Here is a 23,933-nt window from a genome sequence, read left to right as displayed (position 1 = left end):
CATCTCGAAAACCTTGGGCAGAAACCGTTCCACCATCGGCAACCGCAGCAGCATCAGCACAGCGCCAGCCGTGGCGTACCCAACCCACTCAGCCATATCCGCCCGCACGACCCAGAGCATATGCAGCAACGCTATTGCCAGGATGGCGTAGACCAGACGGTGCAACTGCTTCCAGCGCTTGCCCAACCGGCGGATGCTGAAGCGGTTGGAGGTGACCGCCAACGCCAGTAATCCAGTGAAACCCAAGGCACCTACGAATATATAAGGGCGTTTGCCGAGGTCGATTATCAGTTGCTGCATATCGAGACCGAGAAGGAACACGGCATAGCCAGTAATATGCAGCACTACATAAGTGAAGCACCAGAGCCCGAGTTGCCGGCGAACCGCAATCCACCCTCCCCAGCCGGTCAGCTTCTGCAATGGCGTCATGGACAAGGTAATGAGCAGCAACCAGAGAGCCCCCAGCCCCAGACGATCAACCAGTACTTTGCCTGGGTCCGGCCCCAACGCGAAAATCCAGGCCTGATAAAGCCACAGGCCAACCGCAATCGGCGCCACCAGGAATACGAACAGCCTCCAGAGTTTGAACCGCATCAGTAGTACTTCCTTAAATCCAGCGCGCTATAAAGGCTGGCCACTTCGTCATAGCCGTTGAATATACGAGTCGGCACGATGTTCGGGCTGAACAGCCCACTGGGAAGGCGTCGTTCGTGGGCCTGGCTCCAACGGGGATGATCCACCTCAGGATTGACGTTCGAATAGAAGCCATACTCCTCCGGGGCGATGGATTGCCACGTAGTAGGAGGCTGCTCGCTGACTAGACTTATCCGCACGATGGACTTGATGCTCTTGAAACCGTACTTCCACGGAACTACAAGGCGAAGTGGCGCGCCATTCTGGTTCGGCAGCACGCGACCATACATTCCCACGGCAAGCAGGGTAAGAGGATGCATCGCCTCATCCAGGCGCAAACCTTCTACATAGGGCCAATCGATCAGGGAGAAGCCGGAGCGCACTCCTGCCATCTCCTCTGGCGCGAGACGGGTCTCGAAGCTGACAAACTTGGCCTTGCTGGTCGGCTCCACACGCTTGAGCAAATTCGCCAAGGGGAACCCCAGCCAAGGAATGACCATGGACCAGGCCTCGACGCAACGAAGCCGATAGATGCGCTCTTCCAGACCCTGGGGTTTGACCAAGTCCTCTACCGAGTAGGTACCAGGCTTACCCACTTCACCATCGATACGCACCGTCCAGGGTTCAACCTGCATCTTCTCCGCGTAACGCGCTGGGTCCCCCTTGTTGGTCCCGAACTCGTAGAAGTTGTTGTAGTGGGTTGCATCCTGAAACGGTGTAATCGCCTCATCCGCCGGAGTAACGGCCTTCCAATGGGTAGTCGCGAGTTTCTCGCTGAACCAGACTGGTGCCTGGGCAGCCTCAACGTCGGGATAGGCCGATGCTTCCCAGGCATGGAGCGGCAACGAAGTCATGGCCAACAGGCCACCAGTTGCGGAAAGCAGTTGGCGTCGGGAGAGATAGACGGATTCGGGCGTAACTTCGTGCTCGCGGCATACGGACGAAGGGGGGATCTGGATCAGCATAGCGGCTCCGCAACTCGGGCTAGGATGCCCAGTAGACTGCGGAGCCGCGAGGAAATTACATCACTCGACCTGCTTGCGACGACGCAGTTGGAGCAAGTATTGCACCGGGCCGGATGCGGCGTAAGCCAGGAAGATCAGCAGGAGGATGCGCGGCGGGTCGCTGAACACCACGGCGAAGGCCAGCACGACGATCAGGATAGCCACGAAAGGTACGCGCCCTTTCAGGTCCAGGTCCTTGAAGCTGTAGAACTTGATGTTGCTCACCATCAGCATGCCGGCCAGGGCGACCAACAGGGCAACGATGAACGACATGTTCGAGCCCTTGATGCCGAAATCGCTGAAGGCCCAGACGGTGCCAGCCACTACGCCCGCGGCGGCGGGGCTGGCCAGGCCGATAAACCATTTCTTGTCCACCTTGCCGATCTGGGTGTTGAAGCGCGCCAGACGTAGCGCCGCACCGGCGACATAGATGAAGGCGACGGTCAGGCCGACGCTGCCCAGGCCGCTCAGGGCCCATTCGAAAGCCAGCAGGGCAGGAGCCACGCCGAAGGCCACCATGTCTGACAAAGAGTCGTACTCAGCGCCGAAGGCGCTCTGTGTGTTAGTCAGGCGGGCGACGCGGCCATCGAGGCTGTCCAGCACCATGGCGACGAAGATGGTGGCAGCCGCCACCGAGTAGTTGCCGCTCATGGCATTGACGATGGCATAGAAGCCGGCGAACAGGTTGGCAGTGGTGAACAGGTTGGGCAGCAGGTAGATGCCACGATGCCGGACTTTGCGCCCTTCTGCGTCCTGGCCTTCCTCGACGTGTTCGTCGATCGGCAGCAGGCTGTCGTTTTCGGTGGGCTGGTGCGGCTCTTCGGGACGTTCACTCATGAACAACATCCTTGCAACGAGTACGGAATGAGGTGGACGGGCTCAGGAATGCGCCGCCCGGCAAACAGGCTTTATACCAGAACCCCGGCGCCATAACGAAAGAACGCGGCCGAGGCCGCGTTCTTTCTGATCAGGATAAGACCTTAGTTCTTGGTCTTGTCGACGATCTTGTTGGCAGAGATCCACGGCATCATCGCACGCAGACGCTCACCGACCTGCTCGATCGGGTGAGCGGCGTTGTTACGACGGTAGGCAGTCATCGAAGCGTAGTTCGAGGCACCTTCCTGGATGAACATCTTCGCGTATTCACCATCCTGGATGCGCTTCAGAGCGTTGCGCATGGCCTGACGGGATTCAGCGTTGATAACCTCCGGACCGGTTACGTATTCACCGTACTCGGCGTTGTTGGAGATCGAGTAGTTCATGTTGGCGATGCCGCCTTCGTACATCAGGTCGACGATCAGCTTCAGTTCGTGCAAGCACTCGAAGTAGGCCATTTCCGGCGCGTAACCGGCTTCTACCAGGGTTTCGAAACCGGCTTTCACCAGCTCTACGCAGCCGCCACACAGAACAGCTTGCTCACCGAACAGGTCGGTTTCGGTCTCGTCCTTGAAGGTGGTTTCGATGATGCCGGTACGGCCGCCGCCCACGCCGCAAGCGTAGGACAGAGCAACGTTCTTGGCGTTGCCGGAGGCGTCCTGGTAAACGGCTACCAGGTCAGGGATGCCGCCGCCTTTGACGAACTCGGAGCGAACGGTGTGGCCCGGAGCTTTCGGCGCAATCATGATCACGTCGAGGTCGGCACGCGGTACGACCTGGTTGTAGTGAATGGCGAAGCCGTGGGCGAAGGCCAGGGTGGCACCCTTCTTCAGGTTCGGCTCGACTTCTTCCTTGTACAGCTTGGACTGGAACTCGTCCGGGGTCAGGATCATCACCAGGTCAGCGGCAGCAACGGCTTCAGGCACGCTCTTGACTGTCAGGCCATGGGCTTCGGCCTTGGCAACGGTGGCAGAGCCAGCGCGCAGGCCGACGGTTACGTCGACACCGGAGTCTTTCAGGTTGCAGGCATGAGCATGGCCCTGGGAACCGTAACCGATGATGGCAACTTTCTTGCCCTGGATGATCGAGAGGTCACAGTCTTTGTCGTAATACACTTTCATGGAAACACCCCTATTAACTGGGCCCCTCGGGCCTATCGCAATATTAGATAGTCAGCACTTTGTCGCCACGGGAAATCCCAGTGACGCCACTGCGTACGGTTTCCAGGATCGAGCTGGTGCCGATGGCCTGGATGAAGCTGTCAAGCTTGTCGCTGGTACCCGCCAGTTGGATCGTATAGACGCTGGACGTCACATCGACGATCTGGCCGCGGAAGATGTCGGTGGTGCGCTTGACCTCGGCGCGCTGGGCGCCGGTAGCCTTGACTTTGACCAACATCAGTTCGCGCTCGATGTGGGCGCTCTCCGACAGGTTCACCAGTTTGACCACTTCGATCAGCTTGTTGAGGTTCTTGGTGATCTGCTCGATCACCTCATCGTGCCCGATGGTGGTCAGGGTCAGACGCGACAGGGTCGGGTCCTCGGTCGGAGCCACAGTCAGGCTTTCGATGTTGTAGTTGCGCTGGGAGAAGAGGCCAACCACGCGGGACAATGCGCCCGGCTCGTTCTCCAGCAGCAGGGAAATGATGTGTCGCATGTTCAGGTCCGCTCCGTCTTGCTCAGCCACATGTCGCGCATGGCGCCATCCCGAATCTGCATCGGGTAGACGTGTTCACTGGAGTCGACCTGGATGTCGAGGAACACCAGACGGTTCTTCAGCGAGAACGCCTCTTCCATCTTCGCCTTCAGATCCTTCGGATCGGTCACGCGAATGCCGACGTGGCCATAGGCTTCGGCCAGCTTGACGAAGTCAGGCAGCGATTCCATGTAGGAGTGCGAGTAACGGCTGTTGTACTGCATGTCCTGCCACTGGCGGACCATGCCCAGCGTACCGTTGTTCAGGTTGACGATTTTCACCGGCAGGTCGTATTGCAGGCAGGTGGACAGCTCCTGGATGTTCATCTGGATACTGCCTTCGCCAGTCACACAGGCCACATCGGTTTCCGGGAAGTTCAGCTTGATGCCCATGGCCGCCGGGAAGCCGAAGCCCATCGTGCCCAGACCACCGGAGTTGATCCAGCGATTAGGCTTGTTGAAGCGGTAGTACTGGGCCGCGAACATCTGGTGCTGACCTACGTCGGAGGTGATGTAGGCATCGCCCTTGGTCACTTCCCAGAGTGTCTCGATCACGCTCTGCGGCTTGATGATGCTGCCGTCGCCCTTGTCATAGGGGAACAGGTCGCCGCCGGCGCGCCACTCATCGATCTGCTTCCACCAGGCCGCGACAGTATCCTTGTTCGGGGTCTCGCCGATTTCCTTGAGGATGGCGACCATCTCGGACAGCACGCTGTCCACCGGACCCACGATCGGGATATCGGCCTTGATGGTCTTGGAGATCGAGGCCGGGTCGATGTCGATGTGAATGATCTTGGCGTTCGGGCAGAACTTGGCGGCGCCGTTGATGACGCGGTCATCGAAACGCGCGCCAACGGCAAGGATCACGTCGGCGTGGTGCATCGCCAGGTTGGCGGTGTAGCTACCGTGCATGCCGAGCATGCCAACGAACTGGTGATCGGAACCCGGGAAAGCGCCCAGCCCCATCAGGGTGTTGGTGACCGGCAGGTTGAGCATCTTGGCCAGCTCGGTGAGCTGCTCAGATGCGTTACCCATGATGACGCCACCGCCGGCGTACAGGATCGGGCGCTTGGCGACCAGCAGCATCTCGGCAGCCTTACGGATCTGACCGGAGTGTCCACGAACTGCGGGGCTGTAGGAACGCAGCTTGACCTTCTTCGGGTAGCTGTACTCGAACTTCTGGGTCGGATCGCCCATGTCTTTCGGAATGTCGACCACGACAGGACCGGGACGGCCGGACTGGGCGATGTAGAAGGCCTTCTTGATCACCTCGGGAATTTCCGAGGGATGCTTGATGATGAAGCTGTGCTTCACGATCGGGCGGGAAATACCGACCATGTCGGTTTCCTGGAAGGCATCGGTACCGACCATGTTGCTGGGCACCTGACCGGACAGGATCACCATCGGGATGGAGTCCATGTAGGCAGTGGCGATGCCGGTGATGGCGTTGGTTGCGCCAGGGCCGGAGGTCACCAGCACGACACCAGGCTTGCCGGTGGCGCGGGCGTAACCGTCGGCCATATGGGTAGCAGCCTGCTCATGACGGACCAGGATGTGGGTCACATCGTTTTCTTTGAACAGGGCGTCGTAGATATGCAGGAGGGCACCACCCGGGTACCCATAGATGTACTTAACGCCTTCGTCACGCAGCGAGCGGACGACCATTTCAGCGCCAGATAAAAGCTCCACGTTTTTCACCTCTAGAACGCCAGATAACCGCCCGCGACCGGACGGCCTGAATAGGTTTGCTTGCAGGCAGCGCGTGAGCGACTGGTGGTCGCCGACTACGTCAGCTGCTGACTGAACAAGCATCGGGTCGGCCCCTGAGAGTTGTTGCGGGGCTTTCCCACCCAGCGCGAGGTAACGCGTTGCGGGTGTTACAGGTCGGCGCGGGTATGCACCTCATCGACTGCTACAGCTTCCGACTTGCGGCCGGCCCACTGGAACAGCGAACCCTGGATTCTTCGGATTAGCGCGGGACAAGTCAAGTAATCCGTTGCGGAATCTTGCATGGATTGCTGTGACGCGACGCAGGATCAAGGCCGGCGGCTTTTGGTTATAGTTAGCGCAGGATTCTCCGTCATCAAAAGGAAACCGCATGCACCGCATGATTCTTGCCGCCAGCCTGCTGCTAGCATTGAGCACGTCCGCCATGGCTGGCCAGGTCTATAAATGGGTGGACGCCCAGGGTGTCACCCACTTTGGCGCCCATCCGCCTGAAGGCCAGGAAGCCACCAGCGTGAATACCTCAGTGCCAAAGCCGCGTCCTGCCCTGCCGCGCCTGGACAGCGAAATTGCTCAGCCAGCGGCGCCGCTGCCCGAGAGCAAGCCAGTGGGCGACCAGAAAGCCATCGACGAAAAAGTGAAGGCGGAAGTCGCGACTCAGGAAGCGGAGCGTCGTAAGTACTGCGAAAACATACGCACCAATCTGGCGCAACTACAGAACAATCCACGACTACGTGCGGAAGTTAATGGGGAGGTACGCCGCCTGAGCGAGGAAGAGCGACAGTCCCGGATGAAAGAGGCCGAAAAAGCCATCAGCGAGAATTGCAACTGAGGCAGTGCCTCAGTTCATCCCACCTATCAACCGGTCGAAGGCGCCCAAAGCGTCGAGCAACGCACTCACCTCGGTGAGCCGCTCCCGGTAAGCCTCTTCCGCCATGGCACGGATGCCAGATGCTTGAGGCAGCTCCAGGTCATTCTCCAGAATGACCTTCATGCGGGGCAGGAAAATCCACTGCAGCCACTCTTCGAAGGCCAGCGTGTCCACGCAGAACGGCGCCTGACTGGCCAGGGCATCCGCACTGGGCGAAACCTCTGCCCACCAGCCAAGACCGCGTAACTCCCGCTCGATGAGCAGGAGCTGGTCAGCCACTTCGACGCAACGCGGGTCCACTAGAGATTGACCTTGGCCTTGTCACGCGCAAGCGCCGCGCCGGACGGGTCGCCCAGACGGTCGCGGGAACGTGCGATCAGGTCCCACAGACTGGCTTGCAGAGCCGGCCGACCATTGGCATAGGTCATGGCGCGACGTGCGAACTGTTCAGCCTGTGCCGCATCCCCCTGGGCCAGGCGTACTTCAGCCAGGCGATAGAGCACCTGGGGCTCACGCGGCGCAATGCGCTGGGCACGCTCCAGGCTGGCGGCGGCGCCGTTCAGGTCACCACCGCCTTGTTGCTGCTGGGCAGTGGTCAGCAGCGCCAGCACCGGGCCATCGAGCTGCTCGTCGGCGGCCAATCCACCACCGTTGCTGGGAATACCACTTGGAGCGATGGGCGCTGGCGCGCTATAGCTCGGAGAGCCATAGACTGGTGCGCTGGGTGCCGTCGCTGCCGGGCCAGTGGTTATTGGACCGGGGGTAACACCGCCACTGGTAATACTGCCGCTGATGGGCGCGCTGGACGCCGGCGCCGCAATGGGTGCGCCGGCGGCGGCACCTGGCACCATCACCACCACGCCGGAATCTTCGGGCACGCTGCGCGGAGCCGCGGGCGTCTGATTGTAGCCACCACGGTTAGTGGTTCCCTGCTCCAGTTCGGACAAGGGCGCACCGGAGTCAACCACGGGAATGGCGCCTCGCTGCGGGGTGGCACAACCTGCCAGCAGAGCGGCTGCCGCAAGGGCGGGAATCCAGGCTTTACTCACTTTTCATCCTCTCGGTTCATTGCATCCAACCACGAACCCAGTCCATGACCGAGTCCACGGGTGCGCCCATGCCGCAAGCTGCGCCAGGGGCAGGTTCACTGCCACGAATGTAGGGCATCTGGACTGCGCCCGGGCAACTCGGGTCCGAACCCTGGCCACTGTGCGGGTCAATCCACGCTTGCACCACGTTGTCTGGCATCGGCATATCCAGTGGCAGCGGGTCGGCCTTGCGCATGAAGCTGGTCCAGACCTGCAGCGCACCGGTGGCGCCGGTCAGCGGCGTCTTGCCGTTATCATCGCGCCCCAGCCAGACCACTGCCAGCAGATCCTGACTGAAGCCGGCGAACCAACTGTCCCGCGAGTCGTTGGTCGTGCCGGTCTTGCCCGCCAGTGTCAGGGACGATGGCAGCTGGCTGTACACCGACCGCGCAGTACCTTCGCGCATGACCCGCTGCATGGCGTTCTGCACCAGATAGATGGCACCCGGATCGAAGCGTTGCTGGATCTGGAAGGGATAGCGCTTGAGCGGCTCACCCTCGGCAGTCAGCACACTGCGAATCCCCCGCAACGGCGTATTGAAACCACCGTTTGCCAGGGTCTGGTACATGGTCGCCACTTCCATCGGGCTCAGCGCGCCAGCGCCGAGGAGCATCGAGGGATAAGCCGGCCACTCGCGGGAAACACCCAGCCTCTCAAGGGTTTTGAGCACATTGGGCACGCCCAGTTCCAGGCCGAGCTTGGCGGTCGACAAGTTGTAGGAATTGGCCAGCCCTTGATACAGGTAAATGGTGCCGTGGGCGCGGCGATCGTAGTTCTGCGGACGCCACACCTGGCCGTCTTGCCCTTTCACAGAGAAGGGTTCGTCGGCAACCCAGCTGGTCAGGGTGTACTGACTTGGGCGCTCCAGAGCAGTGAGGTACACGGCCGGCTTGATCAGCGAACCGATGGGCCGCACCGCATCCACCGCGCGGTTGAAGCCAGCGAAGCGTGGCTGGCGGCTGCCGATCAGCGCCTGGATCTCACCGGTTTCCGGATTGCTCACGACCATGGCCGATTCCACCTGGTCCACGCCCTTGCGCCCGGAAAGGCGCTTCAGGGTCTCACTCAGTGCGGTTTCCGCCTTGGACTGCAGGATGGGGTCGAAGCTGGTGAAAATGCGCAGCCCCTCTTCGGTCAGGTCTTCCTCGCGATAGTCCTCACGCAGCTGGCGCTTCACCAGGTCGAGGAAGGCTGGGTAGGAGCTGTCAGCCAGACTGCCGCGCTGTGTCACGCCAAGCGGCTTCTGCTTGGCGGCAGCAGCCTCCTCGGGGGTGACCACCCCCTGCTCGGCCAGCAGATCGATCACCAGATTGCGGCGCTCCAGCGCGCGTTCCGGGAATCGACGTGGGTTGTAGTGGGACGGCCCCTTAACCATGCCCACCAGCAGAGCGATCTGGTGCAGTTTGAGCTCCGCCAGCGGCTGGCTGAAGAAGTACTGGCTGGCAAGGCCGAAGCCATGGATGGCGCGCTGGCCATCCTGACCGAGGAACACCTCGTTGAGGTAGGCTTCGAGGATTTCACGCTTGTCGTAATGCAGCTCCAGAAGCACGGCCATCATGGCTTCGGTAGCCTTGCGGGAGATGCTGCGCTCGCTGGTCAGGTAGAAGTTCTTGACCAACTGCTGGGTCAGGGTACTCCCGCCCTGGCGAAGCTCGCCGGCGGTCGCGTTGATCCAGAAGGCGCGGGCGATGGACTTGAGCGACACACCGTGGTGGTTGAAGAATTCGCGGTCTTCGGTCGCCACCAGGGTTTCCACCATGTACGCCGGCACCTGGTCCAGCTTGATCAGCACACGATCTTCATGGTGGGCGGGATAGAGACCGCCGATCAGCAGGGGCTCCAGGCGGGCCACTGCCAGATCGGCGCCGCTGGCCTGGGTCAGGCCTGCCACGTAGTCGCCGGAGAAACGCACGCGCACACGCTGGGCCGGCTCGGCGCCTTCATAGAACTGGAAGCCGCGGGTGTTCAGCTCGACGTTGTTACCCGACACCGAAGCGGCACCCGGTCCATTGGACAGGCTCTCACGGCGATAGCCCAAGGCGTCCAGCTCCTTCAGGAAGTCATCCTTGGACAGCTTCAGCCCGACGAACAGTTCCAGCGGACGGGCATAGACTTTGGCCGGCACCGTCCAGCGCTTGCCGGAGAACTTCTCCTGCACCACGGCATCGAGGTAGATAGCGAAACCGGCCAGCACCACCAGGCCTACGAGACCCAGTTTGAAGGCCCAGCCCAGCCATGGGCTAAGGCCGCTAGAGCGGCGTTTGGAGCGGGATTTTGGGGATCGGGGACGTGTCATGGCGGCGCATTATACGCACTTTACCCACAGCCAACAGGCACGCCCTGACGGTTTGCAGGCCGGCGCACAGAGGCGATAATGCCGGCCTTCCACAGAGACAGAACAAGGAATGCCCGTGAGCCAGTCCCTGCTAGCCGCCCTGCAGAATCCCGCCCTATACCCCCACGCGGTGGACGGGTTCCAGGTGATCGAGACGCACATATCCTGGGTACTGCTGACCGGCAGCTATGTGTACAAGGTGAAGAAGCCGGTGAACTTCGGCTTCCTCGACTTCACCAACCTCGAAGACCGCCGGCATTTCTGCGAAGAAGAGCTGCGCCTCAATCAGCGCCTGACCCACGACCTCTACCTGGAAGTACTGCCAATCACCGGCAGCGTCGAATCCCCGCAGATCGGAGGAGAGGGCCCGGCCATCGAGTATGTGCTCAAGATGCGCCAGTTCCCGCAGGAAAACCTGCTCAGCGCGCTGCAGGCCCGCGGCGAACTGAGCCCAGCCCACATCGATGCATTGGCCGAGCAGATCGCCAGCTTCCACCTGGCAGCTCCGAAAGTGGCCATCGACCACCCGCTGGGCACTCCTGACGCTGTCATGATGCCGGTTCGCCAGAACTTCGAGCAGATCCGTCCGCTGTTGCGCGACAAGGCCGATCTGCAACAGCTGGACGCGCTGGAGGCCTGGGCTGTAAGCAGCCACGAGCGACTCAAGCCGCTGCTGGCGCGACGCAAGCAAGAGGGATTCATTCGCGAGTGCCACGGTGACATCCACCTGGGCAATGCCACCTTGATCAACGATGAAGTCGTGGTGTTCGACTGCATCGAATTCAACGAGCCCTTCCGCTTCACTGACGTCTACGCCGATATCGCTTTCATCGCCATGGACTTGGAAGATCGCGGGCTCAAATCCCTTTCCCGTCGCCTGGTCAGCCACTACCTGGAGCTCACCGGCGATTACCAAGGTCTGGAGCTGCTCAACTTCTACAAGGCCTATCGCGCCCTTGTGCGTGCCAAGATCGCCCTGTTCAGCCTGGCCCACCAGGCCGATGCAGTGCAGAAGGCCGCCACCGTCCGCCAATACCGCAACTATGCCGGCCTGGCCGAAAGTTACAGCGCCATCCCTTCGCCCTTCCTGGCCATCACCTGTGGTGTATCCGCCTCGGGCAAGAGCCATGTGGCGCTGCGTCTGGTGGAAGCCCTTGGCGCCATACGCCTGCGCTCGGACATCGAACGCAAGCGCCTGTTCGGCGAGCAGCAGCAAGGCATCGAAGGCCTGCAGAGCGGCATCTATAACGCGGACGCCAGCATCGCCACGTACGAGCGCCTGAACCAGTTGGCGGAGGTCGCGCTGCATGCCGGATTCCCCGTGGTCATCGACGCCACCTTCCTCAAGCAGGAACAACGCCAGGCAGCGCGCAAGGTCGCCGAAGAAACCGGTACGCCTTTCCTGATCCTCGACTGCCACGCACCAGAAGCGGTGATCGAAGTCTGGCTGGCGCAACGCCAAGCCCAAGGCGGCGACCCGTCCGATGCCACCATGGACGTGGTACGCGCACAACTGGCCAGCCGCGAGCCCCTGGATGCAAGCGAGCTGCTCCAGAGCAAGCGCATCGACACCAACCAGGCGGCCAGCCTGGACGGCTTGGTGGAGCTCATCCGCCAGCACCTGCCAGGCGTCTGACCCCGCCTCCATCGCGCCGGGCAACATCCGTCGCGGCTTCTATACTGCCGGCTGAGTCACTCTCAGCCGAGCAGCCGGAGTCCATCTCCCATTCGCCGACACTTTCTCACCGGCCAGGTCATGCCTGTGCCCGGAAGGCGCGAACAGGAATGCCCCTATCGCATCAGCAGTGATCGTTTTCCGTGCAGGGAGCGCGCGAGGATGCAGCGATAGCACAAGGCCACGCACTGCGAATGGCCGCTACACTTATCCACAGCACTGTCCCTCTCGTGCCCAATCCATCGCAAGGAGGCTCGATGAACGACGAACTGCAACACATGAAAAATCTGGGCAAGACTTCAGCACAATGGCTGCATGCCGTCGGCATACACAGCGCTTCGGACCTGCGCCGGCTCGGTGCCGTCAGTGCCTACAAGGCCGTTCGGGCACGCGGTTTCAGAGCCTCCAAAGTGCTGCTCTATGCCATCGAAGGTGCCCTGCTGGATATCCACTGGAACGACCTGACACCCGGCCACAAGGCAGAATTGAACCACCAACTGGACACTCCGGGCGTCCACAACAAGAGCTAGCTCACAACCTCCACCAAGAGAGATTTACGAGCCAGACCAAGGTCCCTATTGTTTCAGGGACCTTCGTGCGCGACGCCATTCCAGTCAGTTCAAGGAATTACTGCCATGTACCTACTCGGGGAGCAACCGGCCTACGCCGACCAGCTGATCAACAGACTGCAGAGCATCCCCGGGCAACTGCTCGATGGTCTGGAACCAAGCGGCCCCGCGGTACGCCTGGAACAGGTCGAAGACCTCTCACCATTGCTGCCTGCCAACCAGCTGTTCCTGATTGAAAACGGCCTGATTCACGCCATCGTCGATGAACGTCCCCTTTTCTACCTGCAGGAGGGCGACCTGGTCGGCCTGCGTCAGGGCATCGACCTGCCTTCCTGCCGCTACAGCAGTGACGAACCCATCAGCCTGATGCCGTTCAGCCGCAACGAAGTGTTCAAACACATCTATGGCAACGAAAAGCGCCAGGAACTGTTCATCCAGTACCTGGTGGGCCATACAGCCCTGCTCTCGGACGCCGTCGCTCGCCTGAAGCAACCGGACGTACGCCCCTCCACCGGTTTCCAGCACTTCTCCGCGGGAGAGGAGCTTATCCAACAGGGGGACAAGGCTGACCATGTCTTCATCATCATCGAGGGTCATGCGGAGGCCTTCGTCGATGGACAAAAGGTGGGCGATGTACAGAAGGATGAGATCTTCGGGGCCATGGCGGTATTCACCCGGGAGCGACGCAGCGCCACGGTGGTGGCCAGCGAGCCCTGCACCGTGATGGTAATTCCCAAGGAGCAGTTCCTCAGCCTGATGCAAAGCAATCCACGCATTGCTCACAGCCTGATCGAGAGCATGGCGCGGCGCATCGACCTGCTGAATAAAGAGGTCACCCAGCTACGGTTGTCCCCCGAAAGGGCTTGATCCCCGCAAGAACCCGGCGCAAAGCCGGTTTTTTGCTTTCAGGGTCCGGCAAACGAGACGAAAAGAAAACGTCGAATCGGCGCTTGACTTGAAAATGAGAATTGTTATTATTATCGCAACTGGTCGCGAGATCAGCCGGTAAGCTGGGAGACCAAGCAGTCGGACTCTTCAGGTTATCTCCTCATCAGGCTAATCACGGTTTTAGACCCGGCAAATTGCCGGGTCTTTTTTTACCTGTGATTCGGCACATCCGAATGCAACCTGCTTGTCGGCGCCTAGCGCGCGGCCGGAAGTTTCTGGCGCATACCCGCGCAGTGATCGATGGGCGGCATAGCGGCGGTGTACCAGACGTAGTCGGCCGCGCCCTGCTCCACCGGTTTGCCCACCTCGGAGAGGATCAACACCGCATTCCCCTCGGCCTTGCCCAGGTCGGCCAAGTGCAAAGGCACTCCCAGATCACGACGCACATGGAAAGCCCCAGCGAACAGCACTGCCGGGGTGGGCGCCGTCAACAACCGTTCCGCCATGCGCCGATCACGTTGCTGCTGCACCGCAAGCATTGCCGGCATCTGGGATTCCGGCAGCAGTCCGCAGTGGGACTCCCGGATCTGCTCCAGCAGTGACCCGCGCACCGTCTCCGCGGTGGACTGCTCGCCTTGCAGGACTGGACGCTCCTTGTAGATGCGCATGATTTCGCTGCGGTCGAGATTGGCCGCGAGCAGCGGATAGGGTTGAGCCAGGGCATGACGGACGATCGGGCCATAAAGCTCCCAGTTCCAGTTTTTCTGCCAGGCCAGGGCCTGGGACAAATCCGCCGGCAGTGAGCCCTTGCGCACAGCATCCACCTTGGCCTGCTGTTCGGGCTCGAGCATTTCCAGCAACAGACTGCCCTGGGGCCGGCGAGCTTCCAGCCCCTGCAGCAGCCAGAGCTGCAGGGCATGATGGTCCGGGTTGTCGTGCTGCTCGCCGACCAGCACTCGGGGCTGGGTGGCAAGCCGTTCCAGCAGTTGCTCCGGGGTCAATTGCTCGCCGCTGCGCAGGTCGCGGATCACGCCCAGTTCAGGGTTGTCCCGGCCCTCGGGACTCTGCCACTCGGGCAGTGGCGGCAGGCTCTGGCAGGCGGCCAGCAGGCCGAAGAGGGAAAGCAGGAGAAGACGCATGGAAAATCCTTGTTCGATCAACGTGCAACGATCAGGGGATGGCCGCGTTCCGGATGGCGCTGCACCAGCACCTCCAGTCCGAACACGGCCTTGAGCGGCTCAGCCTGGAGCACCTGCTCCGGCGTGCCCAGCACATAGGGGCGACCATCGGCGAGCAACAGCAGCCGATCGCAGTAGCGCGCGGCCAGGTTCAGGTCATGGAGAATCACCAGCACTGCCACGCCACGCTCGGCAAAAGTCCGCACGGTCTGCAAGGTGGTGTGCTGGTGCAGCGGATCAAGCATTGAGGTGGGTTCGTCCAGCAGCAGTATTTGCCCGCTGCCCCCAGGCCAGAGCTGCGCCAGCACCCTTGCCAGGTGCACGCGCTGACGCTCACCACCGGAGAGCGCCAGGTAGCTGCGACCGGCCAGGTGGCTGGCATCCGCAGCGTGCAACGCCTCCGCGACGACTCCGGCATCCCGTTCTCGTCCGGTGTCGTGAGGCATGCGCCCCATGGCCACGACCTCCTCGACGCGGAACGCAAAGTTCAGAGTCGAGCTTTGTGGCAGAACGGCCAGGCGTCGCGCACGCTGCGGCCCGTTCCAGTCGTTCAGGGCACGGCCCTCCAGGCTGACCGTTCCCGCGGCAACCGGCACTTCACCACACAAAGCCCCTAGCAAGGTGCTCTTGCCAGCGCCATTGGGGCCGAGCACCCCAAGCACCTCGCCGGGCTGCAGCGCCAGATCGACGCCTGCGAGTACTTGTTTGCTGCCTCGCAGCACGTCCAGTTGTTCCACGCGCAGCATCAGGGGCGACCTCGCACCAGCAGATAGAGGAAGAACGGCGCGCCGATCAGTGCCGTAACGATGCCGATGGGCAGTTCGGCTGGCGCCAGTACCAGGCGTGCCGCCAGGTCGGCCAGCAGCATCAGGCTAGCCCCGGCCAGGGCCGAAGCCGGCAGCAGGACCCGGTGATCCGGCCCGGCAACCAGGCGTACCAGGTGCGGCACAACCAGACCGATGAAGCCGATCAACCCAGCCGCCGCCACCGCAGCCCCCACACCCAGGGCAGTGCAGAGCACCAGTTCGCGCTTCAGTCGCTCCACATCGAAGCCCAGGTGACGGGCCTCGGACTCCCCCAGCAGCAAGGCATTCAGTGCCTTGGCACGACGCGGCAGCCAGAACACCACGAACAGGGTCACGATCAGCAGCGGCCAGAGCCGCGAATAACTGGCACCGTTGAGGCTGCCCATGTTCCAGAAGGTCAGGCTGCGCAGGGTGGCGTCTTCGGCCAGATAGGTGAGCAGGCCGATCACCGCTCCGGCCAGTGCGGTCAGGGCGATCCCGGCGAGCAGCATGGTCGCCACGCTGGTCTGCCCGTCGTGACGCCCCAGGCGATAGACCAGCAACGTCACGCCCAGCCCGCCGGCAAAGGCAAAAATGGACAGCAGGTAGGGGGCAAAAGCCTCTGGCAATCCACCCAACGCAGTGCCACCGACAATGGCCACCGCTCCACCCAATGCCGCGCCGCTGGACACCCCAACCAGCCCCGGGTCAGCCAGCGGGTTGCGAAACAAGCCCTGCATGGCAACGCCGGACAACGCCAGCACGGCGCCCACCGCAAGCCCGAGCAGGGTGCGCGGGAGGCGTATCTGCCCAAGGATCAACTCGGCCTGCTCCAGCCCTTCACCGGATAACGGCAGGCCAGCCAGGCGCATTGCCGCACGTACGGTCGCGTCCAGTGGCAGGCTGACCGGTCCCAGCGCCAGCGACAGCCAAAGCGCTAACAACAGCAGGACGCCCAGTGCGATGAACAGTGGGCGGGAGTGAAGAGATGCAGTCATGGCTGGCTCAGGCTTATCTCGGTCAGCGCGGGAGCCGAAGGATAGAAGCCTGCGGACAGCGCGGCCAGGGCATCAGGCAGGCGCGGCCCAAGGCCTCCCCGGGTCTCGGCCGCAGCGGCCTCGTGAGAAAGCAGGATGCCCGCGCAAAGGCTGGCTAGAGCGGCAACACGCATCGAAAACAACTCCATCGCTGAATGCGGGAAAAGCCAACGCCCTGCTCTGACAGTGCGTTGGCCTGGATCAGGGCGCCAGGCGCCTCAGGCTGCACGACCTCAAAGCGCCGGTGCGGATTCCGTCAGTGCTCGCCAGTCCTCGCACTCAGGAATACCGGGTTTGCGCGCGCCGAACAATTGCACGACCCATTGTCCTTCGGCATCGAAGGCTTCCCAACTGGTGATCACGCCATCGGTGCGGGGCTTGCGCACGCGCCACAGCTCGGTAACGCCGGCAGTCTGACCGATGCCTTCTCGGTGAACGCCGGCCTGTTCAACCTGACCGACAAGGAGTACTGGCAGTGCGGCGACGTCCAGCCGGGCCGCAATCCCTCGGTCAACCTGATCTGGGAGATCCGATTCCTTTCAGCACACGAATGTGCCCCTCTTGGCAAGCCACGGTGGCGCGCGATAATGCACGTCTGCCGTGGAGATGCCGATGATCCTGCTTTGCCGTCCCTCTGAACTGGCTGAAGGCCAAAGTCGGGGCTTTGTCGTTGATGGTCTGAAACTCTTGCTGGTGCGCCGGCATGGGCAGATCCACGCCTATGAGAATCGCTGCCCGCACCGGGGAATTCCGCTCGACTGGGTGCCAGGTCAGTTCCTCGATCACAGCGGCAGCCTGATTCAGTGCGCCACCCACGGCGCGCTGTTCCTGATCGAGTCGGGCGAATGCGTGACCGGTCCCTGCGCCGGCGACGTGCTGCAACCTCTGGACTGCCGCGAAGACGCCGACGGCATCTGGTTGCTCATCGACGCCTGAGCCTCAGAGCTTCACCTCGAGACGACGACAGATGCGAACCTCTTCCGGCGTCAGCGCCACCCCATAGGCCAGCACTTCCACACCCACAGCAACAGCCTCACGCAGGGCTGTCGCGTAAGCCGGATCAATCTCCTCGGCTGGACGCACCGCATCGATACCCGAAAGATTCACACAATAGAGCTGCACAGCGCGCACGCCCTCTCGCGCCAGCGCGGCCAACTCGCGCAGATGCTTGCTGCCACGCTCGGTCACCGCGTCGGGGAATGCTGCGACCTGCGTACCATCGAAGCCCAAGGTGACGCTCTTCACCTCGATGAAGGCCGGACCCGCGGGGTAATCGAGACGGAAATCGGCACGGCTGTTTTCCAGCCCATAGCCCACTTCGCGCTTGAGGGCGTTGAAGCCCGCCAGCTCACTGATAATGCCCGCCTGCAGCGCCTCTTCCACCAAGGCATTGGCCCGTGCGGTATTGATGCAGGCCAAGCGACCCTGGGGCGTCTCGGCGATTTCCCAGGTACCGGGCAACTTGCGCTTGGGATCGTTGGAGCGACTGAACCAGACCCGGCAGCCCTCGCTCATGCAGTTCAGCATCGAGCCGGTATTGGGGCAGTGAATGGTCATCTGCTCCCCTGATGACGTTTCTATATCCGCGAGAAAGCGCTTGTAACGCTTGAGCAGCCTGCCCTCCTCCAGGGCGGGGGCGAACCTCATTGACCGGACCAGGTCTTCAGACCGCGGGCCAGGCGCTGCACGGCCTCTTCCAGACGCGGCAGGCTCTGGGTATAGGAGAAGCGCACATGCTGAGCGGAATGATTGCGACCGAAGTCCAGGCCCGGCGTGAAGGCCAGATGTTCGGTTTCGATGAAATGGCGGCAGAAGGCGTAGGCATCGCCACCAAAGGCGGAAATGTCCGCATAGAGATAGAAGGCACCTTCCGGCTCGACGGCGATGCGAAAGCCCAGCTCACGCAGGGCCGGCAACAGGTAATCGCGACGACGGGCAAACTCGTTGCGACGCCGCTCGAGGATTTCCAGGGTCTGCGGCTGGAAGCAGGCCAGGGCGGCATACTGGGCCATCGAAGGCGCACTGATATAGAGGTTCTGCGCCAGTTTTTCCAGCTCGGGCACCGCGTCCGGCGGCGCCACCAACCAACCGAGCCGCCAGCCGGTCATACCGAAATACTTGGAAAAGCTATTCAGCACGAAGGCGTCGTCATCCACTTCCAGCACGCTGCTGGCGTCCATGCCATAGGTCAGGCCGTGGTAGATCTCGTCCACCACCAGATGGCCACCGCGGGCCTTGAGGGTCTGCGACAGGGCTGCCAGCTCGTCGGCGTGCAGCACGGTGCCGGTCGGGTTGGCCGGCGAGGCGACCAGGGCACCCACGCTGTCGGCGTCCCAGTGCCGTTCGACCAATTGCGGGGTTAACTGATAGCGGGTCTCAGGGCCTACCGGCACTAGCTGCGCACCGCCTTCCACTAGGCGCAGGAAGTGACGGTTGCAGGGGTAGCCGGGGTCGGCCAGCAGCCAATGCCGCCCCGGATCTACCAGCAGGCTGCTGGCCAGCAGCAGCGCTCCGGAACCGCCGGGGGTGATGAGAATGCGATCAGGGTCTATGTTCAACCGATAGCGCGATGCGTAGAAGCCAGCGATGGCTTCGCGCAACTGCGGCACGCCGCGAGCGGCGGTGTATCGGGTATGCCCGGCGGCCAGGGCTTCCTGTCCGGCCTGGACGATGGGCTCGGCAGTGGTGAAGTCCGGCTCGCCGATTTCCAGGTGGATCACATCGTGACCCGCCGCCTGGAGTTCGTTGGCACGAGCCAGCAGGGCCATGACGTGGAAGGGTTCGATGGCGCGGCTGCGCGCACTGTAGGACTGGGCCATTGGCCTTCCTTTATTTAGGCAAAGAGAGGATTCTAACCAATGGTCCCTGGACGCTGCAGCATGTACGACGCTGGGGAGTGGCGTACCCGGATTTGATCTGGTAAGTTCGCCCGCTTGCAGCCGCAGGGCCGGCATCGCCGGCGATGGACCATAATCCTGCGCAATGGATTAAGAAAGTGAGAGGCGGCCATCCATGCCCACCAATGCAAAACAACAGAACAGCCAGTTGATTCGTGGCTTCGTGCCCTACCAAGAGACCAAGGGCGAGGAGTACATGAGCGACCGCATGCGCGCTCACTTCACCAACATCCTCAACAAATGGAAGCAGGAGTTGATGGAAGAGGTGGACCGTACCGTGCACCACATGCAGGACGAAGCCGCAAACTTCCCTGACCCGGCCGACCGTGCCAGCCAGGAAGAAGAGTTCAGCCTCGAGCTGCGCGCCCGTGACCGCGAGCGCAAACTGATCAAGAAGATCGACGAAACGCTCCAACTGATCGAAGACAACGATTACGGCTGGTGCGACTCCTGCGGCGTCGAGATTGGCATCCGCCGTCTGGAAGCACGCCCCACCGCCACCCTTTGCATCGACTGCAAGACCCTGGCCGAAATCAAAGAAAAGCAGCTCGGCTCCTGATGCCGAAACGGGGCGCCAACGGCGCCCCGTCGCGTTACAGGGTCCTGCTCCATGACCTCCCCTGCCTATATCGGGCGCTTCGCCCCTACGCCCAGCGGCTTTCTGCATTTCGGTTCGCTGGTCGCTGCCCTTGCCTCCTACCTTGACGCCCGCGCTGCCGGCGGCCGCTGGTTGCTGCGCATGGAAGACCTCGATCCGCCGCGGGAAGTCGAAGGTGCCCAAGCGGCGATTCTCCATACCCTGGAAAACTACGGTTTCGAATGGGATGGCGAGATGGTTCGTCAGAGCGACCGCCACGAGGACTACGCCAAGGTGATCGACCGTCTCTACGAGATGGGGCTCGCCTACGCCTGCACCTGCTCGCGCAAGCAGCTGGAAGGCCACCAGGGCATCTATCCGGGCTTCTGCCGCAACGCCCAGCACCCGCAGCACGACGCAGCCATTCGCATCCGCGTGCCGGAGCTCGAGTACCACTTCATCGACCGCGTACAGGGCGAGTACCGCCAGCATCTGGGGCGAGAAGTGGGCGACTTCGTCATCCGTCGTCGCGACGGCCTCTATGCCTATCAATTGGCCGTGGTGCTGGACGACGCCTGGCAAGGCATAACCGACATCGTCCGGGGTGCCGACCTGCTGGACTCCACCCCACGCCAGCTCTATCTGCAGGAACTGCTGGGCTTCAGCCAACCGCGCTATCTGCATGTGCCGCTGATCATCCAGCCGGACGGCCACAAGCTGGGCAAGTCCTACCGTTCACCGCCGCTGCCGGCAGACTCCGCCGGCCCCTTGCTGGTACGCGCACTGCGAGCCCTGGGCCAGGAGCCGCCAGCCGACCTGGCCGACAACCACCCCCATGATGTGCTGAACTGGGGCATCGCACACTGGGACGCACGGCGAATTCCAGGCACCCGAACACTGGCCGAAGCGCAGCTTCGCTAGCCACTCGCGGCACCTCTGGGCATTCGCTACCATCGCGGCAGACACGACGAGATTTATGGCATGTACATCTATCGGCTGGTCCTGCTCCTGGTGGTGGGAATCTACCTGTTCTCCCCCGCCATCATGGATTGGTGGATCGACCCCAACGGCGCTTGGTACCGCCCCTACCTGCTGTGGCTGATCCTGATCGTGGTGACCTTCATTCTCCAGAGTCAACGCGATGCTGATGAGCTTTAGCCTCACCCAGCTGATCCTGATCAGCGCTGCCTATCTCCTGGCCCTGTTCGGCGTGGCCTGGCTCAGTGACCGCGGCTTCGTACCGCGCTGGATCGTCCGTCACCCGCTGACCTACACCCTGTCCCTGGGCGTGTATGCCAGTGCCTGGGCCTTCTACGGTACCGTCGGGTTGGCCTACCAGTACGGCTACGGATTCCTCGCCAGTTACCTGGGCGTATCGGGGGCCTTCCTGCTGGCGCCGGTACTGCTCTATCCGATCCTGCGCATCACCCGTACCTACCAGCTGTCATCGCTGGCCGACCTCTTCGCCTTCCGCTTCCGCAGCACCTGGGCCGGCGCGCTGACCACGGTGATCATGATCATCGGCGTGCTGCCGCTGCTGGCCCTGCAGATCCAGGCGGTGGCCGACTCCATCGGCATTCTTACCCGCGAGCCGGTACACAACCGCGTCGCCCTGAGCTTCTGCGCCCTGATCACCCTGTTCACCATCCTCTTCGGCGCGCGCCACATCGCCACCCGCGAGAAGCACGCCGGCCTGGTGTTTGCCATCGCCTTCGAATCGGTGGTCAAGCTGGTGGCCCTGGGCAGCATCGGCCTTTACGCCCTCTATGGCGTGTTCGACGGCCCGCGGGAGCTGGAGCTCTGGTTGCTGCAGAACCAGGCCGCACTCTCCACGCTGCACACACCACTGCAGGAAGGCCCCTGGCGCACCCTGCTGCTGGTGTTCTTTGCCTCGGCAATCGTCATGCCGCACATGTACCACATGACCTTCACCGAGAACCTCAACCCGCGCGCCATGGTCAGCGCCAGCTGGGGCCTGCCGCTGTTCCTGCTGCTGATGAGCCTGGCCATCCCGCTGATCCTCTGGGCCGGCCTCAAACTCGGCGCCACCACCAACCCGGAGTATTTCACCCTGGGGTTGGGGATCGCCGTCGACAACCCGGTGCTCGCCCTGCTTGCCTACGTCGGCGGCCTGTCTGCCGCCAGCGGCCTGATCATCGTGCTGACCCTGGCCCTCTCCGGCATGGCCCTCAACCACCTGGTGCTGCCGCTGTATCAGCCACCCGCCGAAGGCAACATCTACCGCTGGCTGAAATGGACCCGCCGCGCCCTGATCGCCTTCATCATCATGGCCGGCTACGGCTTCTACCTGCTGCTAGGTGCCGAGCAAGACCTATCCAACCTCGGTATCGTCGCCTTCGTCGCCACCTTGCAGTTCCTGCCCGGCGCGCTCTCCGTGCTCTACTGGCCGACCGCCAACCGCCGTGGGTTCATTGCGGGCCTGCTGGCAGGCTTCCTCGTCTGGCTATTCGCCATGCTGCTGCCACTTGTGGGCAACCTGCAGGGCATCTACCTGCCACTGTTCAATGCCATCTACGTGCTCGATGACACCAGCTGGCACATCGCAGCCATCGCTTCCCTGGCGGCCAACGTATTGATCTTCACCCTGGTCTCGCTCTTCACCGAAGCCAGCCCGGAAGAACGCAGCGCCGCCGAAGCCTGCACGGTTGACAACGTGCGCCGGCCGCAACGCCGTGAACTGATGGCCAGCTCGCCCCAGGAATTTGCCACTCAACTGGCCAAACCCCTGGGCGCCAAGACCGCGCAGAAGGAAGTGGAGCAGGCCCTGCGCGACCTCCACCTGCCCTTCGATGAACGCCGCCCCTACGCCCTGCGCCGCCTGCGGGATCGCATCGAAGCCAACCTCTCTGGCCTGATGGGACCCAGCGTGGCCCAGGACATGGTGGAAACCTTCCTGCCCTACAAGTCTGGCAGCGAGGGTTACGTCACCGAAGACATTCACTTCATCGAAAGCCGGCTGGAGGACTATCACTCGCGCCTCACCGGCCTCGCTGCGGAACTGGACGCCCTGCGTCGCTACCACCGCCAGACCTTGCAGGAGCTGCCCATGGGGGTCTGCTCACTGGCCAAGGACCAGGAAATCCTCATGTGGAACCGCGCCATGGAGGAACTGACCGAGATTCCGGCGCAGCGTGTCGTCGGCTCGCGCCTGTCGACCATCACCGATCCCTGGAAGGGCCTGCTGGAAGGCTTCATCAACCTCCCTGACGAACACCTGCACAAGCAGCGCCTGACCCTGGACGGCCAGGCCCGCGCGCTCAACCTGCATAAGGCGGCGATCGAAGAGCCCCTGGCCCCGGGCAGCAGCGGCCTGGTACTGCTGGTGGAGGATGTGACCGACACCCAGCTACTGGAAGACAAGCTGGTCCACTCCGAACGCCTGGCGTCCATCGGCCGCCTGGCCGCCGGCGTCGCCCACGAAATCGGCAACCCCATCACCGGCATTGCCTGCCTGGCGCAGAACCTGCGCGAGGAGCGCGAGGGCGATAGCGAGATCAAGGAACTCAGCAGCCAGATTCTCGAACAGACCAAGCGCGTCACTCGCATCGTCCAGTCGCTGATGAGCTTCGCCCACGCTGGCGGCCGTCAGCAGGCCAGCGAACCGGTATGCCTGGCCGAGGTCACGCAGGACGCCATCGGCCTGCTCTCACTGAACAAGCGCAGCATCGAGGTGAACTTCTTCAACCTCTGCGATCCGCAGCACATTGTCGAAGGCGACCCCCAGCGCCTCGCCCAGGTGCTGATCAACCTGTTGTCCAACGCCCGCGATGCCTCCCCCGTGGGCAGCGCCATCCGCGTGCGCAGCGAAGCTTCGGAGCACACCGTCGACCTCGTCGTCGAAGACGAAGGCAGCGGCATTCCGAAGGCGATCATCGATCGCCTGTTCGAACCCTTCTTCACCACCAAGGACCCAGGGAAAGGGACCGGCCTTGGCCTTGCACTGGTCTATTCGATCGTGGAAGAGCATTATGGACAGATAACCATCGAAAGCCCGGCCGACTCCGAGCACCAGCGCGGCACCCGAATCAGGGTGACGCTGCCTCGTTTTGTCGAAGCAACATCCGCCGTGAGCTGAGACCG

23 protein-coding genes and 2 pseudogenes are annotated in these 23,933 nt (G+C 62.4%); 9 read left to right on the top strand and 16 right to left on the bottom strand.

Going from position 1 to position 23,933, the window contains the following annotated elements:
* The 6 genes from msrQ to AAHM40_RS14995 all read right to left on the bottom strand — a co-directional run.
* Nucleotides 1-594, bottom strand: a 594-nt coding sequence (gene msrQ, locus AAHM40_RS15020; RefSeq protein WP_342245357.1) for a protein-methionine-sulfoxide reductase heme-binding subunit MsrQ, incomplete at its 3' end; no start/stop codon positions are given.
* The gene (gene msrP, locus AAHM40_RS15015) at nucleotides 594-1,598 is read right to left on the bottom strand and encodes a protein-methionine-sulfoxide reductase catalytic subunit MsrP (protein ID WP_342245356.1); all 1,005 of its coding nucleotides are present in this window, start codon (nucleotides 1,596-1,598) and stop codon (nucleotides 594-596) included. The genes msrP and msrQ, both read right to left, overlap by 1 nt.
* Before the next feature lie 60 nt (nucleotides 1,599-1,658).
* Complete coding sequence (pssA, locus tag AAHM40_RS15010; RefSeq protein WP_342245355.1) at nucleotides 1,659-2,474, bottom strand: CDP-diacylglycerol--serine O-phosphatidyltransferase; 816 nt, start codon at nucleotides 2,472-2,474, stop codon at nucleotides 1,659-1,661.
* 143 nt (nucleotides 2,475-2,617) lie between these two features.
* On the bottom strand, nucleotides 2,618-3,634 hold the full coding sequence (gene ilvC, locus AAHM40_RS15005) for a ketol-acid reductoisomerase (RefSeq protein ID WP_342245354.1): 1,017 nt from the start codon (nucleotides 3,632-3,634) through the stop codon (nucleotides 2,618-2,620).
* A 43-nt stretch (nucleotides 3,635-3,677) separates the two neighbouring features.
* Nucleotides 3,678-4,169, bottom strand: a complete 492-nt coding sequence (gene ilvN, locus AAHM40_RS15000; RefSeq protein WP_028630051.1) for an acetolactate synthase small subunit — start codon at nucleotides 4,167-4,169, stop codon at nucleotides 3,678-3,680.
* A gap of 2 nt (nucleotides 4,170-4,171) precedes the next feature.
* Entirely contained in the window at nucleotides 4,172-5,896 is a 1,725-nt protein-coding gene (locus AAHM40_RS14995; protein WP_342245353.1) for an acetolactate synthase 3 large subunit, read from the bottom strand.
* 409 nt (nucleotides 5,897-6,305) lie between these two features.
* Here AAHM40_RS14995 and AAHM40_RS14990 point away from each other — a divergent pair, with 409 nt between their 5' ends.
* Complete coding sequence (locus AAHM40_RS14990; RefSeq protein ID WP_342245352.1) at nucleotides 6,306-6,764, top strand: DUF4124 domain-containing protein; 459 nt, start codon at nucleotides 6,306-6,308, stop codon at nucleotides 6,762-6,764.
* Between the two features lie 9 nt (nucleotides 6,765-6,773).
* Here the strand turns inward: AAHM40_RS14990 and AAHM40_RS14985 are convergent, their stop codons facing one another.
* Genes AAHM40_RS14985 through mrcB form a run of 3 tightly spaced genes read right to left on the bottom strand, consistent with a single transcriptional unit; the run spans nucleotide 6,774 to nucleotide 10,187 of the window.
* The gene (locus tag AAHM40_RS14985; RefSeq protein ID WP_342245351.1) at nucleotides 6,774-7,103 is read right to left on the bottom strand and encodes a YqcC family protein; all 330 of its coding nucleotides are present in this window, start codon (nucleotides 7,101-7,103) and stop codon (nucleotides 6,774-6,776) included.
* On the bottom strand, nucleotides 7,103-7,852 hold the full coding sequence (locus AAHM40_RS14980) for a tetratricopeptide repeat protein (protein WP_342245350.1): 750 nt from the start codon (nucleotides 7,850-7,852) through the stop codon (nucleotides 7,103-7,105). The genes AAHM40_RS14985 and AAHM40_RS14980 overlap by 1 nt, the downstream gene beginning before the upstream one ends.
* A gap of 16 nt (nucleotides 7,853-7,868) precedes the next feature.
* Nucleotides 7,869-10,187 carry a penicillin-binding protein 1B gene (gene mrcB / locus AAHM40_RS14975; RefSeq protein WP_342245349.1) on the bottom strand — a complete coding sequence of 773 codons (2,319 nt, stop codon included), beginning with the start codon at nucleotides 10,185-10,187 and terminating at the stop codon, nucleotides 7,869-7,871.
* 115 nt (nucleotides 10,188-10,302) lie between these two features.
* Here mrcB and AAHM40_RS14970 point away from each other — a divergent pair, with 115 nt between their 5' ends.
* The 3 genes from AAHM40_RS14970 (at nucleotide 10,303) to AAHM40_RS14960 (ending at nucleotide 13,337) form a co-directional block, all read left to right on the top strand.
* Nucleotides 10,303-11,862 (top strand): bifunctional aminoglycoside phosphotransferase/ATP-binding protein, encoded by a 1,560-nt coding sequence (locus AAHM40_RS14970; RefSeq protein WP_342245348.1) that lies wholly within the window; start codon nucleotides 10,303-10,305, stop codon nucleotides 11,860-11,862.
* Nucleotides 11,863-12,158: 296 nt separating this feature from the next.
* A complete protein-coding gene (locus AAHM40_RS14965; protein WP_028630044.1) occupies nucleotides 12,159-12,431 on the top strand; it encodes a TfoX/Sxy family protein in 273 nt (90 codons plus the stop codon).
* Between the two features lie 105 nt (nucleotides 12,432-12,536).
* Nucleotides 12,537-13,337 carry a Crp/Fnr family transcriptional regulator gene (locus tag AAHM40_RS14960; RefSeq protein ID WP_342245347.1) on the top strand — a complete coding sequence of 267 codons (801 nt, stop codon included), beginning with the start codon at nucleotides 12,537-12,539 and terminating at the stop codon, nucleotides 13,335-13,337.
* Between the two features lie 275 nt (nucleotides 13,338-13,612).
* Here AAHM40_RS14960 and AAHM40_RS14955 read toward each other — a convergent pair whose 3' ends face one another.
* The 5 genes and pseudogenes from AAHM40_RS14955 to AAHM40_RS14935 form a co-directional block, all read right to left on the bottom strand.
* Nucleotides 13,613-14,497 (bottom strand): ChaN family lipoprotein, encoded by an 885-nt coding sequence (locus AAHM40_RS14955; RefSeq protein WP_342245346.1) that lies wholly within the window; start codon nucleotides 14,495-14,497, stop codon nucleotides 13,613-13,615.
* A gap of 17 nt (nucleotides 14,498-14,514) precedes the next feature.
* Nucleotides 14,515-15,282, bottom strand: a complete 768-nt coding sequence (locus AAHM40_RS14950) for a heme ABC transporter ATP-binding protein (RefSeq protein WP_342245345.1) — start codon at nucleotides 15,280-15,282, stop codon at nucleotides 14,515-14,517.
* Complete coding sequence (locus tag AAHM40_RS14945; RefSeq protein ID WP_342245359.1) at nucleotides 15,282-16,265, bottom strand: FecCD family ABC transporter permease; 984 nt, start codon at nucleotides 16,263-16,265, stop codon at nucleotides 15,282-15,284. Before AAHM40_RS14945 ends, AAHM40_RS14950 begins: the two co-directional genes overlap by 1 nt.
* A 50-nt stretch (nucleotides 16,266-16,315) precedes the next feature.
* Nucleotides 16,316-16,417, bottom strand: a pseudogene (locus AAHM40_RS14940) (hemin ABC transporter substrate-binding protein); the annotation flags it as partial.
* 174 nt (nucleotides 16,418-16,591) lie between these two features.
* Nucleotides 16,592-16,774 (bottom strand): annotated as a pseudogene (locus tag AAHM40_RS14935) (hemin-degrading factor); the annotation flags it as partial.
* Nucleotides 16,775-16,970: 196 nt separating this feature from the next.
* Between AAHM40_RS14935 and AAHM40_RS14925 the strand changes: the two are divergent.
* Nucleotides 16,971-17,294: a Rieske (2Fe-2S) protein gene (locus AAHM40_RS14925; protein WP_342245343.1), complete on the top strand. Its 324-nt coding sequence runs from the start codon at nucleotides 16,971-16,973 to the stop codon at nucleotides 17,292-17,294.
* A gap of 3 nt (nucleotides 17,295-17,297) precedes the next feature.
* Here AAHM40_RS14925 and sfsA read toward each other — a convergent pair whose 3' ends face one another.
* Nucleotides 17,298-18,005: a DNA/RNA nuclease SfsA gene (sfsA, locus tag AAHM40_RS14920; RefSeq protein ID WP_342245342.1), complete on the bottom strand. Its 708-nt coding sequence runs from the start codon at nucleotides 18,003-18,005 to the stop codon at nucleotides 17,298-17,300.
* The gene (locus AAHM40_RS14915; RefSeq protein ID WP_342245341.1) at nucleotides 18,002-19,177 is read right to left on the bottom strand and encodes a pyridoxal phosphate-dependent aminotransferase; all 1,176 of its coding nucleotides are present in this window, start codon (nucleotides 19,175-19,177) and stop codon (nucleotides 18,002-18,004) included. Before AAHM40_RS14915 ends, sfsA begins: the two co-directional genes overlap by 4 nt.
* A gap of 193 nt (nucleotides 19,178-19,370) precedes the next feature.
* Between AAHM40_RS14915 and dksA the strand changes: the two genes are divergently transcribed.
* The 4 genes from dksA to AAHM40_RS14895 are packed head-to-tail and all read left to right on the top strand — an operon-like array spanning nucleotide 19,371 to nucleotide 23,928.
* Nucleotides 19,371-19,814 carry an RNA polymerase-binding protein DksA gene (gene dksA / locus AAHM40_RS14910; protein WP_028630036.1) on the top strand — a complete coding sequence of 148 codons (444 nt, stop codon included), beginning with the start codon at nucleotides 19,371-19,373 and terminating at the stop codon, nucleotides 19,812-19,814.
* 51 nt (nucleotides 19,815-19,865) lie between these two features.
* Nucleotides 19,866-20,753, top strand: coding sequence for a tRNA glutamyl-Q(34) synthetase GluQRS (gene gluQRS, locus AAHM40_RS14905; RefSeq protein WP_342245340.1), 888 nt, complete (start codon nucleotides 19,866-19,868; stop codon nucleotides 20,751-20,753).
* 60 nt (nucleotides 20,754-20,813) lie between these two features.
* On the top strand, nucleotides 20,814-20,990 hold the full coding sequence (locus AAHM40_RS14900; RefSeq protein WP_003095129.1) for a hypothetical protein: 177 nt from the start codon (nucleotides 20,814-20,816) through the stop codon (nucleotides 20,988-20,990).
* Complete coding sequence (locus AAHM40_RS14895) at nucleotides 20,974-23,928, top strand: sensor histidine kinase (protein WP_342245339.1); 2,955 nt, start codon at nucleotides 20,974-20,976, stop codon at nucleotides 23,926-23,928. Before AAHM40_RS14900 ends, AAHM40_RS14895 begins: the two co-directional genes overlap by 17 nt.
* Nucleotides 23,929-23,933 lie beyond the last annotated feature (5 nt).

Source organism: Pseudomonas sp. OTU5201, from assembly GCF_038440135.1.
Lineage (GTDB): Bacteria > Pseudomonadota > Gammaproteobacteria > Pseudomonadales > Pseudomonadaceae > Metapseudomonas > Metapseudomonas resinovorans.
Note: the sequence above shows the minus strand (reverse complement) of the source record. Positions and strands in the feature narration are given on the sequence as shown.

Coding starts and splice junctions, on each gene's coding strand:
- msrP (WP_342245356.1), bottom strand. CDS start 1,598: ATGCTGATCCAGATCCCCCCTTCGTCCGTATGCCGCGAGCACGAAGTT.
- pssA (WP_342245355.1), bottom strand. CDS start 2,474: ATGAGTGAACGTCCCGAAGAGCCGCACCAGCCCACCGAAAACGACAGC.
- ilvC (WP_342245354.1), bottom strand. CDS start 3,634: ATGAAAGTGTATTACGACAAAGACTGTGACCTCTCGATCATCCAGGGC.
- ilvN (WP_028630051.1), bottom strand. CDS start 4,169: ATGCGACACATCATTTCCCTGCTGCTGGAGAACGAGCCGGGCGCATTG.
- AAHM40_RS14990 (WP_342245352.1), top strand. CDS start 6,306: ATGCACCGCATGATTCTTGCCGCCAGCCTGCTGCTAGCATTGAGCACG.
- mrcB (WP_342245349.1), bottom strand. CDS start 10,187: ATGACACGTCCCCGATCCCCAAAATCCCGCTCCAAACGCCGCTCTAGC.
- AAHM40_RS14965 (WP_028630044.1), top strand. CDS start 12,159: ATGAACGACGAACTGCAACACATGAAAAATCTGGGCAAGACTTCAGCA.
- AAHM40_RS14960 (WP_342245347.1), top strand. CDS start 12,537: ATGTACCTACTCGGGGAGCAACCGGCCTACGCCGACCAGCTGATCAAC.
- AAHM40_RS14955 (WP_342245346.1), bottom strand. CDS start 14,497: ATGCGTCTTCTCCTGCTTTCCCTCTTCGGCCTGCTGGCCGCCTGCCAG.
- AAHM40_RS14950 (WP_342245345.1), bottom strand. CDS start 15,282: ATGCTGCGCGTGGAACAACTGGACGTGCTGCGAGGCAGCAAACAAGTA.
- AAHM40_RS14925 (WP_342245343.1), top strand. CDS start 16,971: ATGATCCTGCTTTGCCGTCCCTCTGAACTGGCTGAAGGCCAAAGTCGG.
- sfsA (WP_342245342.1), bottom strand. CDS start 18,005: ATGAGGTTCGCCCCCGCCCTGGAGGAGGGCAGGCTGCTCAAGCGTTAC.
- AAHM40_RS14915 (WP_342245341.1), bottom strand. CDS start 19,177: ATGGCCCAGTCCTACAGTGCGCGCAGCCGCGCCATCGAACCCTTCCAC.
- dksA (WP_028630036.1), top strand. CDS start 19,371: ATGCCCACCAATGCAAAACAACAGAACAGCCAGTTGATTCGTGGCTTC.
- gluQRS (WP_342245340.1), top strand. CDS start 19,866: ATGACCTCCCCTGCCTATATCGGGCGCTTCGCCCCTACGCCCAGCGGC.
- AAHM40_RS14900 (WP_003095129.1), top strand. CDS start 20,814: ATGTACATCTATCGGCTGGTCCTGCTCCTGGTGGTGGGAATCTACCTG.
- AAHM40_RS14895 (WP_342245339.1), top strand. CDS start 20,974: ATGCTGATGAGCTTTAGCCTCACCCAGCTGATCCTGATCAGCGCTGCC.